This window comes from Myxococcus sp. AB036A (genome assembly GCF_006547355.1).
Lineage (GTDB): Bacteria > Myxococcota > Myxococcia > Myxococcales > Myxococcaceae > Myxococcus > Myxococcus virescens.
In genome coordinates, this window is record NZ_VHLC01000013.1 from 1 (window position 1) to 16,010 (window position 16,010).

Annotated in this window: 13 protein-coding genes and 1 pseudogene; all 14 read left to right on the top strand. The window is 67.8% G+C overall.

The genetic code is table 11. From position 1 onward, the window contains the following. A pseudogene (locus FL344_RS38945) lies at window positions 1-296 on the top strand (hypothetical protein); the annotation flags it as partial. Then, window positions 293-1,435: an acyl-CoA dehydrogenase gene (locus tag FL344_RS07840; protein WP_011553809.1), complete on the top strand. Its 1,143-nt coding sequence runs from the start codon at window positions 293-295 to the stop codon at window positions 1,433-1,435. The pseudogene FL344_RS38945 and the gene FL344_RS07840, both read left to right, overlap by 4 nt. Window positions 1,436-1,440: 5 nt before the next feature. Beyond that, window positions 1,441-1,893, top strand: a complete 453-nt coding sequence (locus FL344_RS07845; protein ID WP_141589757.1) for an AgmX/PglI C-terminal domain-containing protein — start codon at window positions 1,441-1,443, stop codon at window positions 1,891-1,893. Between the two features lie 10 nt (window positions 1,894-1,903). Continuing rightward, window positions 1,904-3,049, top strand: coding sequence for an acyl-CoA dehydrogenase family protein (locus FL344_RS07850; protein ID WP_141589756.1), 1,146 nt, complete (start codon window positions 1,904-1,906; stop codon window positions 3,047-3,049). A gap of 369 nt (window positions 3,050-3,418) precedes the next feature. Further along, window positions 3,419-5,131 carry a 30S ribosomal protein S1 gene (locus FL344_RS07855; RefSeq protein WP_002639616.1) on the top strand — a complete coding sequence of 571 codons (1,713 nt, stop codon included), beginning with the start codon at window positions 3,419-3,421 and terminating at the stop codon, window positions 5,129-5,131. A 237-nt stretch (window positions 5,132-5,368) separates the two neighbouring features. Then, entirely contained in the window at window positions 5,369-7,768 is a 2,400-nt protein-coding gene (locus tag FL344_RS07860; protein WP_141618069.1) for a WD40 repeat domain-containing protein, read from the top strand. 221 nt (window positions 7,769-7,989) lie between these two features. Next, complete coding sequence (locus FL344_RS07865) at window positions 7,990-9,171, top strand: thiolase family protein (RefSeq protein ID WP_141618070.1); 1,182 nt, start codon at window positions 7,990-7,992, stop codon at window positions 9,169-9,171. An 81-nt stretch (window positions 9,172-9,252) separates the two neighbouring features. Beyond that, complete coding sequence (locus FL344_RS07870) at window positions 9,253-9,951, top strand: CoA transferase subunit A (RefSeq protein WP_090492653.1); 699 nt, start codon at window positions 9,253-9,255, stop codon at window positions 9,949-9,951. An 11-nt stretch (window positions 9,952-9,962) separates the two neighbouring features. Further along, window positions 9,963-10,619 carry a CoA transferase subunit B gene (locus tag FL344_RS07875; RefSeq protein WP_141589753.1) on the top strand — a complete coding sequence of 219 codons (657 nt, stop codon included), beginning with the start codon at window positions 9,963-9,965 and terminating at the stop codon, window positions 10,617-10,619. A gap of 62 nt (window positions 10,620-10,681) precedes the next feature. Beyond that, the gene (locus FL344_RS07880) at window positions 10,682-11,050 is read left to right on the top strand and encodes a TIGR02266 family protein (protein ID WP_090492651.1); all 369 of its coding nucleotides are present in this window, start codon (window positions 10,682-10,684) and stop codon (window positions 11,048-11,050) included. Window positions 11,051-11,057: 7 nt separating this feature from the next. Then, a complete protein-coding gene (locus FL344_RS07885) occupies window positions 11,058-12,353 on the top strand; it encodes a class I SAM-dependent RNA methyltransferase (protein ID WP_141618071.1) in 1,296 nt (431 codons plus the stop codon). Between the two features lie 253 nt (window positions 12,354-12,606). After that, window positions 12,607-14,004, top strand: coding sequence for a VWA domain-containing protein (locus FL344_RS07890; RefSeq protein WP_140862901.1), 1,398 nt, complete (start codon window positions 12,607-12,609; stop codon window positions 14,002-14,004). 34 nt (window positions 14,005-14,038) lie between these two features. Next, window positions 14,039-14,548 (top strand): hypothetical protein, encoded by a 510-nt coding sequence (locus FL344_RS07895; protein ID WP_141618072.1) that lies wholly within the window; start codon window positions 14,039-14,041, stop codon window positions 14,546-14,548. Between the two features lie 73 nt (window positions 14,549-14,621). After that, a complete protein-coding gene (gene miaB, locus FL344_RS07900) occupies window positions 14,622-16,010 on the top strand; it encodes a tRNA (N6-isopentenyl adenosine(37)-C2)-methylthiotransferase MiaB (RefSeq protein ID WP_141618073.1) in 1,389 nt (462 codons plus the stop codon).

The window sequence follows — 16,010 nt, forward strand, 5'->3', positions numbered from 1 at the left end:
GTTCGGGGGGCGTGGCCGGGCTGGGGTTGTCCTATGACTTCATCGAGCGGCACCCGGACACGGTACCGTGGACCCTGTCCGTGGTCGTGCGGCGGGCATGGACGGGGGAGGGGAACCGGCTGGACGTCAGCCTCGACGTCACGGTGCCCCTCAATATGTTCTGGGGTACTCCCGGGGAATCCCGGGTCTCAGGCGACCGGACGGTGTCTCACCGGCACGCCACGGCGCGCTTCCGCGCACGCGCCGCGTCTTCGCTGTTCCAGAGGGAAGCCCCTCATATTATGGAGGTTCCATGAACTTCGAGTTGACCGACATCCAGCGTGAAATCCAGCGGATGACCCGCGAGTTCGCGGCCAAGGAGCTCATCCCCAACGCCCGCAAGTGGGACGAGCACCACGCCTGGCCGACCGACGCGGTGAAGAAGCTGGCCGAGCTGTCCCTGCTGGGCGTGGCCGTTCCCGAGCAGAACGGCGGCGCCGGGCTCGACAACGTCTGTTACGCCATCGCCATGGAGGAGATCAGCCGCGGCTGTGCCTCCACCGGCGTCATCATGAGCGTGAACAACTCGCTCTACTGCGATCCGATCATGAAGTACGGCACGGATGCGCAGAAGGAGCAGTTCCTGGCGCCCTTCGCCCGGGGCGAGAAGCTGGGCTGCTTCGGCCTCACCGAGCCCGAGGCCGGCAGCGACGCCGCCGCGCAGAAGACGGTCGCCGTGCGCAAGGGTGACGAGTACGTCATCAACGGCTCGAAGAACTGGATCACCAACGGCCCCAAGGCCGACGCCATCGTCCTGATGACGATGACCAACAAGGAAGCGGGCCACAAGGGCATCACCGCGTTCATGGTCCCCACGGACACCCCGGGGTTCATCCGCGCCGAGCCGGACAAGAAGATGGGCATCAGCGCCGCCTGGTCCTGCTCCATGTTCTTCGAGGACATGCGCGTGCCGGCCAAGTACATGCTCGGCAAGGAAGGCGAGGGCTTCAAGATCGCCATGAGCACGCTGGACGGCGGCCGCATCGGCATCGCGTCGCAGGCGCTGGGCATCGCGCGCGCGGCGTACGAGGAGGCGGTGCGCTACTCCGGTGAGCGCAAGTCCTTTGGCAAGCCCATCCGCGAGCACCAGGCCATCCAGTTCATGATCGCCGACATGGCCACGGAGATTGACGCGGCCCGGCTGCTCGTGTGGCGGGCGGCCCTGCAGAAGGACAAGGGCGTGCGCCACAGCGCGGAGAGCGCCATGGCCAAGCTGTACGCCAGCGAGATGGCCAGCCGCGTGGCGAACAAGGCCCTGCAGGTGCACGGCGGCATGGGCTACAGCAAGGAGATGGACGTGGAGCGCCACGTGCGCGACGCGCGCATCACGGAGATCTACGAGGGGACGAGCGAAATCCAGCGCATCGTCATCGCCGCCAACCTGCTGAGGGAGTAACCGTCATGACTCGAGCGCTTCTCTCCGCAGTCGTCCTGGCCTCGGCGGTTGCGCTCGCGCAGGGCGCCGCCCCCGCGAAGGCGCCCGCCGGTGGCAAGTCCGCCGCCACGACGCCGGCCCCCGCCAAGCGAGAAGGGCCGGACGTCGACCGGATGCCCTTCACGCCCGACTCCATCCGTCAGGTCGTCCAGTACCACCAGCGCCGCATCCAGGAGTGCTACGAGGACCACATGGCGGAGAAGGACCGGACGGTGGAGGGGCGGCTGATGACGACCTTCACCATCGACGCCAACGGTCTGGTGAAGGACGCCCGCGTGGTGAAGAAGACCAGCACGCTCAAGGACCCGAGCCTGCACGACTGCGTACAGGCCGTCCTGTCGTCCATGACCTTCCCGAAGCCTCCGGATGGCACGGACCGCCCCATCGAGTACCCGTTCAACCTCAAGGCCATCGAGTAGGACAACCGCCGTGAACCTCGAGCTCACCGAGACGCAGACCCTCATCCGCGACACCGCGCGCAAGTTCGCTCGCGAGCGCGTGGCCCCCCTGGCCCGGACACTGGACCGCGAAGAGCGCTTTCCCACGGACCTCTTCCGGCAGTTGGGCGAGATGGGACTGCTGGGGGTGAACCTCCCGGCGCGCTACGGCGGTTCGGAGGCCGGCGTGGTGGCCTATGCGCTGGCGATGATGGAGATGGCCGCGGCCGACGCATCCACGTCGGTGGCCATGGCCGTCACCAACATGTGCGGCGAGCTCATCAACGCGTTCGGCACCGACGCGCAGCGCGAGAAGTACGTGACGCGGCTGGCGTCCGGCGAGGCCATCGCGGGCTCGTTCGCGCTGTCCGAGCCCCATGCGGGCTCCGACCCCGGCGCGCTGCGCACCACCGCGGTGCGGCGCGGGGACGTGTGGGTCCTCAACGGCAGCAAGCAGTGGATCACCTCCGGCGCGTACGCGGGGGTGATGGTGGTGTGGGCGCGCACGTCCCCCGCCGGCAACAAGGGCTTGTCGTGCTTCATCGTCGAAGGCGGGACGAAGGGGCTCATCATCGGCAAGCACGAGGACAAGATGGGCCTGCGCTCCTCGAACACGGTCTCGCTCACGTTCGAGGACTGCGAGGTTCCGGCGGAGAACCTGCTGGGCGCCGAAGGGCAGGGCTTCAAGTTGGCCATGGTGGCGCTGGACGGTGGGCGCATTGGCATTGCGGCGCAGGCCTGCGGCGTGGGGCGCGCGGCGCTCGAGGCGACCGTGGCCTACGTGAAGGACCGTCAGGCGTTCGGCCAGCCCATTGGCGAGTTCCAGGGTCCGCGCTTCATGCTCGCGGACATGCAGACGCAGCTGGAGGCGGCGGAGCTGCTGACGCTGCGCGCGGCGTCGATGAAGGAGAAGGGGCAGCCGTTCTCCCGCGAGGCCTCCATGGCGAAGCTCTTCGCCAGCGAGATGAGCAACAAGGTGGCCGACAAGGCCGTGCAGCTCCACGGCGGCTACGGCTACATCGACGAGTTCCCGGTGGAGCGGTACTTCCGCGATGCCCGCGTGCAGACCATCTACGAAGGCACCAGCGAGGTGCAGCGGATGGTGATCGCCCGCGAGAGCTTCAAGCTCCAGGGCTGAGGGCCGGGAAGAAATCCGGGCCGCCGACGGTTGAGCGCGGCCCGGTTCAGGCCCTGGAATTTCAGGGCCTTGGCCGCTCGTTCGCGCACCAGGCGGGGGGCAGGCATCCTGCGGACCGGGGCTGCGCGGCAGGGCAGGCGTTCTTAACTAGGAGCCATTGACAGCTCCGGGGTAGGACATCCACCCAACAGCACAGGGGGCACGAGCTCGCTTGACTACCGGAATCACCGGTGTCTAGGGTGCGCGGCTTCCATCAAATCAAGTCCTCAATGAGGAGGACGAACGTCACTGCCCGCTGCTCCCCGCAGGCCGCGACGGAAAAACCACCATCAGGGGGCAGTTGTACCGGTTTCAAAGGACTTCCATTTCATGCAGCAGAACGTGAACCAGCAGGTCGGGATGGACGGCGGCGACGAAGACTTTGCCGCAATGTTCGAGGCCTCGCTCAAGGAGCGCGGTGGTGACGGCATCCTGAAGGAAGGGGAGATCGTCAAGGGCACCGTGGTCCAGGTGACGAAGGACTTCGCGATTGTCGACATCGGCTACAAGTCCGAGGGACAGGTCCCGATCTCCGAGTTCACCAACCCTCGCGGAGAGGTCTCGGTTCAGGCCGGTGACCCCGTCGAGGTCCTCCTGGAGAGCCGCGAGAACGACACCGGCATGGTCGTCCTCTCCAAGGAGAAGGCCGACAAGATGCGCATCTGGGACGAGATCAGCGCCGCCTGCGAGCGCGATGAGATCGTCAAGGGCACCATCGTCGGTCGCGTGAAGGGCGGCCTGTCCGTCGACATCGGCGTGAAGGCGTTCCTGCCCGGCTCGCAGGTTGACATCCGCCCCGTGCGGAACCTTGACCAGTACATCTCGAAGGAATTCGAGTTCAAGGTCATCAAGTTCAACAAGAAGCGCGGCAACATCGTCCTCTCCCGCCGCGTGCTCCTCGAGAAGCAGCGCGAGGAGATGAAGAAGGAGACCCTCAAGAACCTCAAGGAGGGTGCCGTCCTCAAGGGCGTGGTCAAGAACCTCACCGACTACGGTGCGTTCATCGACCTGGGCGGTATCGACGGTCTGCTCCACATCACGGACATGTCGTGGGGCCGCATCGGTCACCCGAGCGAGATGTTCAACGTGGGTGACGAGGTTCGCGTCGTCGTCCTCAAGTTCGACCCGACGCAGGAGCGCGTCAGCCTGGGCCTGAAGCAGATCCAGGAGGACCCGTGGCACCGCGCCGACGAGAAGTACCCGGTCGGCACGCGCGTCCGCGGCAAGGTCGTGTCCATCACGGACTACGGCGCGTTCATCGAGATCGAGCAGGGCGTCGAGGGTCTGGTGCACGTGTCCGAGATGTCCTGGACCAAGCGCCTCAAGCACCCGTCCAAGATCCTGGAGGTCGGCCAGGAGGTGGAGGCCGTCGTCCTGGACATCGATCCGAAGGCCAAGCGCATCGCGCTGGGCATGAAGCAGATCGAGCAGAACCCCTGGACGCTGCTCGAGGACAAGTACCCGATCGGCTCCGTCATCAAGGGTCAGATCCGCAACGTCACCGACTTCGGCGTGTTCGTCGGCGTCGAGGAGGGCGTGGACGGCCTGGTGCACGTCTCCGACATCTCCTGGACGGTGCGCATCAAGCACCCGGGCGAGATGTTCAAGAAGGGCGACGAAGTCGAGGCGGTGGTGCTCAACATCGACGTCGAGAACGAGCGCTTCAGCCTGGGCATCAAGCAGCTCCAGCCGGACCCCTGGGAGACGCTGTCCGAGCGCCTGCCCGTGGGCAGCCGCGTGAAGGGCAAGGTCACCAAGGTCACCGACTTCGGCGCGTTCGTGGAGATCGAGCCGGGCATCGAGGGCCTCGTCCACGTCTCCGAGCTGAAGGAGGAGCGTGTCGAGAACCCGCGTGACGTGGTGCAGGAGGCGCAGGATGTCGAGGTGAAGATCATCGACATCAACACCCCGGACCGGAAGGTCGCGCTGTCGATGAAGGCGCTGATCGGCGAGGGCGAGGACTACCGCGAGTACCTCCGCAAGCAGGCGGAAGGCTCGAAGGCGCGCCTCGGCGACGTGATGGCGAGCAAGCTGAAGAAGTAGTCTTCAGCCGCACGCGCCAGCACGGCGAGACGGCCGGGTTCCCGAGAGGGGGCCCGGCCGTTGCCGTTTCGGGGCGGGGCCTGCTATGCAAGACGCCGCGCGCTACGGGGCCGAGCGCGCGGGGGACAATCCATGTCTGTTCGTTCTGTTGCCTGGGGCAGTCGCTCCGGGGTGGCCTGCGCACTCATGCTGAGTGCGGTGTTTGCTTGTTCGGATGGAAGCAGCCCGAATCCCTCTGTGTCCCGCCCTCCGGGCCAGGCACGCATCGAGGTCCCCGCCGTCGGGCTCACGGCGGGATTGCCGGGAGGTTTCCGGTGCATCGCCGAGGATCCGGACGGTGACGCGCTGATCTATGCGTTCGACTGGGGGCGCGCGAAGGCGGAAGTCGGCCTGTCCGAGCGTGTTCCCAGCGGCACCGCTGGTGACGTGGCTCCCGTCTTCCAGACGAAGGGGCAGTTCTCGGCCCGCTGCCGCGCGGTCGATACCCACGGACAATTGGGGGCGTGGTCCGAATACGCGCTCTTCGACGTGCACCCGCCGCCACCGCTGGATGACGGGAAGCGGGAGCTCACTGTGGAGGTCTTTGGCCACGGACGCGTGACGAGCACGCCGAGCGGCATCGACTGCACGTCCACCTGCAGCGCTCGCTTCGAGGTCGGGGCCGAAGTCACTCTGTCCGTGGAGCCACAGCCCGGCTGGCGCTTCACGGGGTTGCTGCGCTGTGGCACCGAGCGCGCGTCCCAGGTCGTCCGGGTCGACCACAACCGCCATTGTGGGGCAGGGTTCGCCCGAAGGGAGGAGCAGGCCGTGGAGTGGCGCCAGACGGGCGCCTCCTACCCCAGCGATGCGTCGTGGGGCCCCGATGGCCGGCTGCTCGCAGTGTTGGATCAAAGGGGCACGCGCGGCGGCCTGCGCATCTGGAATGCGGGCCTTGGGCAGGTTGCCCGCATCATCCACCAGGACTCCACTGACATCCGTTCGGTGTCCTGGGGCCCGCGGGACGAGGACCTGGCGGTGGGGCTCGCGGATGGGCGACTGGCCTTGATCGACCCGGCGACGGGAGCGTTCCACCAGACGTGGAGCGCCCACGCGGGGCCCGTGGTGGGGCTGGCCTGGTATGCGCGAGGAAATGAGTTGGCCAGCGTCAGCCACCCGGAGACAGGCGGCGCGGAGGTGCGCTTCTGGGCCGCGTCCTCGGGGACGGAGAGCCGGGCGCCGTTGCGGACGGCGCGCACCCTCCGGAATATCCACTGGAGCCCGGACGGAGCGCGGGTTGCGTTGGAGATGGCGGGCGAGCAGGTGGAAATCCACAGTCTGGACCCCTGGGTGCAGGTCCACGAGGTGGGGCATGGCGACAGCTTCTCCTGGAGTCCGGATGGCGCTCGCTACGCCGTGGGGAGCTACCGGAACGTCCGGGTGTACGAGACGGCAACCCACGAGCTCCAGGCCTCCTGGTTTGGACCGTGGAGCGTGTCGTCCCGCATGGACTGGAGCCCAACCCGGGACTGGCTCGTCATCGTGGATCTGGTCCACTCCTTGACGGTCCTGAACGTCAACACCGGGACGGTGGTAGCAAACGGCACCGAGGTGCCACCCAATCGGTTGGACGCCCTGGGCTTCAGCGCCGTGCGCTTCCACCCGGTCCACGACTCGTTCGTCGCGGTGGCGCGCAAGCCCGCGTCGGTCTCCACCTTCAGCGTGGACGCGCAGCAGTCGCGGCTGCAGCGCCACGAGTTGGTGGCCCATTCGTCCGCGATCAACGCCACGAAGTGGAGTCCGGCGGGGGACCGGCTGGCGTCAGCGGGCGACGACGGAAAGGTCCGGCTCTGGGGCGCCGCGGGCCAGGCGCTGGCGACTTTGGACGGACACGAGGGCAAGTCGGTCCGCGCGCTCGGATGGGACGCGAGTGGCGCACGGCTCGCGTCGGGAGGTGCTGATGGCCGCGTCGGCGTCTGGGACGCCGGCACGGGCCGGCTGACGCAGCCGCCGCTGCAGATGATGCAACGGGCGCAGGGGCATACACCCAAGGTGGAGCACGTCGCACTGAGTCCGGACGGCCGCACGCTGGCGAGCGCGGGCGCGACGCTATTTCTCACGGGAAGCATGACCAGCGTCCAGGTCTGGGACGTCGCTTCGCGCACGGAGCTGCTCAACATCCCAGAGACGGACAGCCCCGTCGTAGCGCTGGGATGGACGCCGGACGGACAGTCGCTGATCATCGTCTATACCCACGCGGCCTGGGATGTCTGGAACTGTGGCTCCGGTGTGCTCAAGCGCGTGGAGTCCGCCCCGGAAATCCTGACCACCGCGGCGCTCAGTCCTGATGGGACCCGGTTGGCATGCAGCGACCGGCTGGGGGTGTCCGTCCTGGATGTGGGGACGGGGGCTGTCATCGCGGAGACCCCCACGTGGACCACGCAACTGGCCCTGGCGTGGCATCCGGACGGTACGCGCTTCTCCGGTGGCGGTGTGGAGGGACTCGTCTTCGACTGGCAGGTACATGAGCACGGCCAACTTCTGCCCAGTGTCATGGGGGTCCACGACAACATGGTCCAGGGCGCTTCATGGCGCGGGGACGGCGCGGTCCTCACCACAGGTGGCGCTGACATGGCGCTGGTCTCCTGGCGTGCCCACTAGAAACCATCCGACCGGTAGGTTGGGCAGGGGCCCGCCCAGCACACCGCCAGCCTTCGTGACTTCGCGCGGTTACGAGGGCTGGCGCGTTGCGTCGTGCACAGTGGACGCTCACGCCCGTGTGACGAGCAAGGATGCTTGAACTCAGGGAAGTGGCCGGTGATAAGGGCCCCCGACACTGTTATCGAAGAGCATCCGCACATCCTCAAGAGGAGGCAGGTTTCATGGCTCGAGACGTCGTCATCGTGGGCGCGGCCCGTACCCCCATTGGTGCCTTTCAGGGCGCGCTCGCCAAGCTGACGGCCCCGCAGCTGGGCGCGATCGCGATCAAGGCGGCGCTGGAGCGCGCGGGCGTGAAGCCCGAGGTCGTTCAGGAAGTCATCATGGGCTGTGTGCTCACCGCGGGCGTGGGCCAGGCGCCCGCTCGCCAGGCGGCCATCTTCGCCGGCCTGCCCGAGACGGTTCCCGCCACCACGCTCAACAAGGTCTGTGGCTCCGGCCTCAAGGCCGTCAGCGCGGGCGCGCAGGCCATTGCCCTGGGTGACGCGGACGTCGTCGTCGTGGGCGGCATGGAGTCCATGAGCAACGCGCCGTACATCAGCCACACGATGCGTGGCGGCGCGCGCATGGGCAACGTGGAGTTCAAGGACGCGATGATCCACGACGGCCTCTGGGACGTGTACGGCAACGTCCACATGGGCATCTGCGCCGAGGAGTGCGCCACGACGCAGGACATCAGCCGCTCGCAGCAGGACGAGTACGCGCTGGAGTCCACGCGCCGCGCCATCCAGGCCCAGAAGGAAGGCCTGTTCAAGGCGGAGATCGTCCCGGTCCAGATTCCGGGCAAGAAGCCGGAGGACGTCGTCACCGTCTCCGACGACGAGGGGCCCCGCAACGCGAAGCCGGAGAAGATTCCGGGCCTGAAGCCGGTGTTCAAGAAGGACGGTACGGTGACAGCCGCCAACGCGTCCTCCATCAACGACGGCGCCGCGGCGCTGGTGCTGATGAGCGAGGAGCGCGCGAAGGCCGAGGGCCGCGCCATCCTGGGCCGCATCACGGGCTACGCCCAGGCGGCGCGCAAGCCGGTGGAGTTCACCATCGCGCCCACGGACGCCATCAACAAGCTGCTGAAGAAGCAGGGCATCAGCGCGGGTGACGTGGACCTCTGGGAGATCAACGAGGCGTTCGCGGTGGTGTCCATCGCGAACAACCGGCTGCTCGGCCTGGACGTGTCGAAGGTGAACGTGCGCGGCGGCGCGGTGGCGCTGGGCCACCCGATTGGCGCGTCCGGCGCGCGCGTGCTGGTGACGCTGCTGCAGACGATGCAGGACCTGGACAAGAAGCGTGGCGTCGCGTCGCTCTGCATCGGCGGCGGCGAGGGCATCGCGCTGATGGTGGAGCGCTGAACTTCCTCTCCCGATAGGGGAGGGGCACGGGGTGGGGGCCTGCCAAGGGCCGTCACCCCGTTCGCACATGCGGGAGGGCGGATGAACAAGGTCTACGCGAACGCGGACGAGGCGGTCGCCGACATCCCGGATGGCTGCACGCTCATGAGCGGCGGCTTCGGGCTGTGCGGCAACCCGGAGAATCTCATCGAGGCACTTCACCGGAAGAACGTGAAGAACCTCACCATCATCTCCAACAACTGCGGCACCACCGAGCTGGGGCTCGGCATCCTGCTTCAGAACAAGCAGGTGAAGAAGATGGTGTCCAGCTACGTGGGAGAGAACAAGGAGTTCGAGCGGCAGTTCCTCTCCGGTGAGCTGGAGGTGGAGCTGAACCCGCAGGGCACCCTGGCCGAGCGCATCCGCGCGGGCGGCTGCGGCATTGGCGGCTTCTTCACCCCGACGGGCGCCGGCACCCAGGTGGCCGAAGGGAAGGAGACACGCGTCATCGACGGGCGGCTGCACGTGCTGGAGACGCCGTTGAAGGCGGACTTCGCCATTGTCCGCGCGTGGAAGGCGGACCGATGGGGCAACCTGGTGTTCCGCAAGACGGCGCGGAACTTCTCCCCGATGATGTGCATGGCGGCCAAGGTCACCATCGTCGAGGCGGAGCACATCGTGGAGCCGGGCGAGCTGGACCCGGATCTGGTGCACATCCCGAGCATCTTCGTGAAGCGCATCGTCCAGGCGAAGAACCTCCAGAAGTGGATCGAGCGGCGCACCGTCCGCAAGTCGGCCTGAGGAGCCCAGCCATGCCACTGACTCGTGAACAGATTGCACAGCGCATCGCCCAGGAGCTGCAGGACGGCTTCTACGTCAACCTGGGTATCGGCATGCCCACCCTGGTCGCCAACTACATCCCGCCGGGCATGGACATCGTGCTCCAGTCGGAGAACGGCCTGCTGGGCATCGGCCCCTGGCCCCTGGAAGGCCAGGAGGATCCGGACCTCATCAACGCCGGGAAGGAGACGGTGACGGCGGTGCCCGGCGCCGCGTTCTTCGACTCGGCGCTGTCGTTCGGAATGATCCGCGGCGGCCACATCGACATGGCCGTGCTGGGCGCCATGGAGGTCAGCGAAGAGGGCGACCTGGCCAACTGGATGATCCCCGGAAAGATGATCAAGGGCATGGGCGGCGCCATGGACCTGGCCGTCGGTGCCCAGCGCATCTTCGTGGCCATGGAGCACGCCAACAAGGACGGCAAGCCCAAGATCCTCAAGAAGTGCTCGTTGCCGCTGACGGGCCTCAAGTGCATCCACCACATCGTCACGGACCACGCGTACATCGACGTGACGCCGCAGGGACTCATCCTGCGCGAGGTGGCACCCGGAGTGACGGTGGAGCAGGTGCAGAAGCTCACCGAGCCGAAGCTGACGGTGGCCCCCGACGTCCGTGAGATGAAAGTCTGAGCGTGTGGGGATAAGGTGCACCGCCGCGGGCGTTGTACGAACCCCGCGGCGGAGCGCTTCCCATGGCAGACAGTCCCAACACCTCGACCCCTCATCCCCGCGCGCCCCGTCTCGAGTACGAGCTGCCGGTGGCCTACCGCAGCGTCTCTGGCTTCGTCACCGACTGGGCGGTGAACCTGTCGAAGGGGGGCCTCTACATCAACACCGACAAGCCGCTGGCCGTGGACACGGTGGTGCGGCTGTTGGTGACGCTGCCCGGCGCGCACTTCCCCGTGGAGCTGAAGGGGCGGGTGACGCGCACCAATGCCGTGGGCGTGCCCGCGCCCCAGTCCCCAGGGATGGCGGTGGAGTTCCTGGACGTTGATGAAGACAAGCGAACGCGTATCGCGGAGTTCGTGGAGCGCCTGCGCTCGGAGCTCCCGCCCGAATAGCGCCTGAATGTTGCCGCTACCCGAACTTCCCATTGAACTGACCATCGAACGCCTCGGCCAGCTCGGCGAAGGCGTGGCCTCCTGGCAGGGGCGCACCGTCTTCATCCCGGGGACCTTCCCGGGCGACACCGTGCGCGTCCACCTGGAGACGCAAGGGCGTGTGCTGCGCGGCATCCTGCGACAGGTGGTGTCGCCAGGCCCGGACCGGCGTGACGCGCCCTGTGTGTACGCGTCCGACTGTGGCGGCTGTGACTGGCTGGGGCTGGCCGAGTCCGCCCAGCGCAGCGCGAAGCAAGAGATCGTCCTCTCCACCCTGGAGCACCTGGGGCACCTGGCTCGGGACAGCTTCACCGTGCGTCCGCTGCTGGTGGCCCCACGCGACTGGGGCTACCGGCGCCGCGCGGTGCTGCACCCCGCGGGCAAGGGCGCGCTGGGGTACTTCGGCCGGCGCAGCCACGAACGCGTGCCCGTGGAAGTCTGCGGCGCGCTCACGCCCGTGCTCGCGGCGCTCCCCGGCAAGCTGGCCCCGCTGCTCAAGCCCCTGGCGAAGGATGCCGAGGAAGTGCTGCTGCTGGCAGAAGGGGACAAGGCCGCGTTCGCAGTGAACCTCAGCGGCCCGGTGACGGCGCGTCACCTGGAGGCCGCCGAGGCGGCCGTGCGCGCCCTGCGGCTGGAGGGCGCGGTGCTGACGCCGAAGGAAGGCTCGGCCCGGCTTCTTGGCAAGCCGGCGCTGCGCTCCTACTCGCCGCTGCGGCCGGAAGTCCCCCTGTACCTGCGGCCGGATGCCTTCGCTCAGGCCCATGCCGAGGCCAACGTGGGGCTGGTGACCTCGGCCGTGTACGAGTTGGGGGCCCGCGAGTCCGACACCGTGCTGGAGCTGTATTCGGGCAACGGCAACTTCACCTTCCCACTGGCCGGAACCGCCGCGTCCGTGCTGGGCGTGGAGTCTTCCCCCGTGGGCGTCGAGCTGGCCCAGCGGAGCGCTCGCGAGGGTGGGGTGACGAATGTGCGCTTCATCCAGGGCGACGCCCGCAAGGTGTGCGACGGGCTGGTGGCCGAGCAGCGCCGCTTCGATGTGTGCCTCGCGGACCCGCCGCGCGCGGGAGCGCCGGGCCTGGCGAAGTGGATGACCGCCTTGGGCGTGCGCCGCGTGGTGTACGTGGCGTGTGACCCGGCATCCCTGGCTCGGGACGCCGCTGGCCTGGTTGCCGCGGGCTACAAGCCCCTGGCCCTCCAGGTGGTCGACATGTTCCCTCAGACGCATCACGTCGAGGCCGTGATGTCCTTCGAGCGACCGGCCTGAATCGCCCCAACACGCACTGTCAGTCTTTGCTGCGTTGAGCGGCGAGATTCGGGCGCCCTTTGGCACTCAAGCCAGGGTTTGCCCGATTCTCCTCTGAAACCGCAGTGGGTGGCTCGCAACCCCGCCCCGGAATAAGCAGTAATTCAGTAAATTTTAGTGATTACACCGCGTGTACCAGGGAGGCAGGCGTCCGCTCGCTTCATGGTTGTGCATTCCCGATTGCGCGCGGGCCATCCCCGGACATGATGGTTGCGTGGATGCCCGCATCGTCGAGTTCGCCGAGGTCCTTCGCCAGAACGGTGTGCGTGTCAGTACGTCCGAGGTCCAGGACGCGCTGCGCGCCACGTCCGAGGTAGGCCTCAAGGATCGGAACCTGTTCCGTTCGGTGCTCCGCACCACGCTGGTGAAGCGCGAGCTGGACGTGGACACCTTCAACCGGGCCTTCGAGTTCTACTTCTCCGGCGCGGCGAGGACGTTCGAGGACATCGACAAGTCGCTGGCGCAGCAGTTGGAGGAGGAAGGCTACCTGGAGGGCGACCTGCTGAAGATGGTCCTCATCCAGATGCACCAGCTCCTCCCGGAGATGTCCCCCCTGGCCCAGGCCGTGCTGATGGGAGACCGGGCCCGGCTGGCGCAGATCTTCCGGATGGCCTCGCTACAGCTGGACCTGTCGCGGATGGAGAGCCCGCTCCAGGCCGGGTTCTTCTCCCGGCGCATGCTGGCGGCGGCTGGGGCGGACAAGGCCCGGAACGACATGAAGTCGCTCGAGGACGAGCTGCGAGCCCGCGGCCTCACCCCGGAAGGGGTGGAGATTGTCTCGCGCCATGTCGCGGCCGCGATGCGGAAGATTGAGGACGCCGCACGCCAGGAAGTGAAGCGCCAGGCGGAGGCCCGCATCCGCCGTCGCACCGACACCGCTGCGGATAAGCCGCTGCACCTACTCACCCAGGCGGAGGTGGACCAGATGGAGTCCGCCGTGCGCACCCTGGCGGAGAAGCTGCGCAGCCGGCTCATCCGGAAGCAGCGCTCGCACCGCAAGGGGGCCCTCAACGTGCGGCGCACCCTGCGCCGGAACCTGCCGTGGGGCGGGGTGCCCATGGTGCCCCAGTTCCGCAGCCGCCGCCCCGAGCGCCCGGAGCTGGTGGTGCTCTGCGACGTGTCCGACTCCGTGCGTCAGGCCTCGCGGATGATGCTGCTGTTCATGCACACGATGCAGTCGCTCTTCGTCCGCGTGCGCTCGTTCGTCTTCGTGTCCGACGTGGGCGAGGTGACGCAGTACTTCAAGGACCTGGAGGTCGACGCCGCCATCGACATGGCCACCGCGGGCAAGACGGTGTCCCTGAGCGCGAACTCCAACTACGGCCGCGCCCTGGCCGACTTCACCCGGGACCACCTGGGCAGCATCACCCGCCGGACCACCGTGATGGTGATTGGCGACGGGCGGAACAACTACAACGCGAACAACGCCTGGGCCCTCAAGGACCTGCGCCGCAAGGCGAAGCGGCTCTTGTGGATCTGCCCCGAGGAGCGTGGCAACTGGGGCATTGGCGACAGCGAGATGCTCACCTACGAGAAGCACTGTCACCAGGCCGTCGTCGTCACCTCCGTGTCGGACCTGGCCCGGATCGCCGACCAGCTCGTGCCCGCGTAGTCCCGGGCCCATTCCCCCCGCAAGGCACCTCCCCATGTCTTCCTTCCTCTTCGACGACAACGGCTTCCAGGACGTCCCCAACCGGGAGTCGTCCACCGACCTCACCGCCGCTGACGACCGGACCCTCCGCTGGGCCGCCCCTCCGCTGGACGCGGCGATGCTCGACGCCCTGGTCCGCTACCAGCAGACCTACCTTGCCCGGGCCTCCGGGCAGGGAACGGAGACCCTGGCCAAGGCCCACACCGAGGCCCTGGCCGCATCCGGGCTGGACCCCAAGACGGCGGAGCAGGGCAGCGCGCTGCTGCGAGCCTTCGGCGGGCGGCGCTGGGCGGTCCGCAAGCTCCAGGACAAGCTGGGGCAGCTCCAGGGCGGCGCGGCGGAGGAGCTCAAGGGCCGCATCCAGGACGAGCTGGCCAAGCAGGAGCGCGAAACCAATGCCCTGGCGCGGCGTTACGGCGAGGACGCCCTGGTGCTGCTCCGGGCCCGTGAAGCGGAGCTGGTGGACCTGCACACCCGCCTGACGCACCTGCTCAGCCGGGGATGAAGGCGGGCGGGCGGCTGGTTGCATTCCGCGTCCGGCCATCGGATAAGGGCACGTACTTGCTCAGGGTTCTTCCATGAAGCGCTATTTCATCCACACCTTCGGCTGCCAGATGAACGTCAACGACTCGCTCCGCATGAGCGAGGTGTTGAGCCAGATGTCCTACGCGCCGACGCCGGTGCCGGACAACGCCGACCTCATCATCCTCAACACCTGCTCCATCCGGGAGAAGGCAGAGGACAAGATGCTGTCCGCCCTGGGGCGGTACAAGCCGGTGAAGGCCAGCCGTGGCGCGCTGATTGGCGTGGGCGGGTGCGTGGCGCAGCAGGAGAAGGACAAGCTCCTCAAGAAGGTGCCGTACCTGGACTTCGTCTTCGGCCCCGACAACATCGCGCGCCTGCCGGACATCATTGGCCGGGTGTCCGCGGAGCGGGAGCGGGTGGTGGAGACGGCCTTCGTGAACTCGGAGGAGTACGTCTTCCCGCGCGCCGACCCGGAGACGTCCCGCGGCAAGGTCACCGAGTTCGTCACGGTGATGAAGGGCTGCGACAACGTCTGCTCGTTCTGCATCGTGCCGCACACGCGTGGCCGCGAAGTGAGCCGGGCGTTCCCCGACGTGCTCGTCGAGGTGGCGGACCTGGCGAAGGTGGGCGTGCGCGAGGTGACGCTCATCGGTCAGAACGTGAACTCGTACGCGGGCGGCATCTCCTTCGCGCAGCTCTTGCTGCGCACCGCGGAGGTCCCCGGCATCGAGCGCGTGCGCTTCACCACCAGCCACCCGCATGACCTGTCCGACGAGCTGATCGAAGCCTTCCGCGTCCAGCCGAAGATCACCCCGCATTTCCACCTGCCGGTGCAGTGCGGCAGCGACCGCATCCTCAAGATGATGCGCCGCGACTACACGGTGGTGCAGTACCTGGAGCGCCTGGCGAAGCTGCGCGAGGCGCGGCCGGGCATCGCCGTCACCACGGACATCATCGTCGGCTTCCCCGGAGAGACCGAGGAGGAGTTCGAGATGACGATGCAGCTCACCGAACAGGTCCGCTACGACAACCAGTTCTCCTTCGTCTACAGCCCGCGGCCCAAGACGGGCGCGGCCCTGCGCGAGAAGGACTGGGGCCCGGTGCCGCACGAGGTGAAGATTGCCCGCCTGGAGCGGCTGCAGAAGCTGCAGCGGCGCATCAGCGGCGAAATCACCGCGGCGCTCGTGGGCTCGGAGGTGGAGGTCATGGTGGAGGGGCACTCGCGCTACGACCCCACCAAGCGCTTCGGCCGCACGCCGGAGAACCGCACCGTCAACTTCGAAGGGGACGCCCCCGCGGGCGCCTTCGTGACGGTGAAGGTGGAGCGCGCCACGCCCAACCAGCTCGCGGGCAAGCAGGTGGCCTTGCTCAAGCCCCCCACGGTGGAGCCGCTGCCAGTGCCCATGGCCGAGGCGCCGTTCCACGTCGTCGCGGAGGCGTAG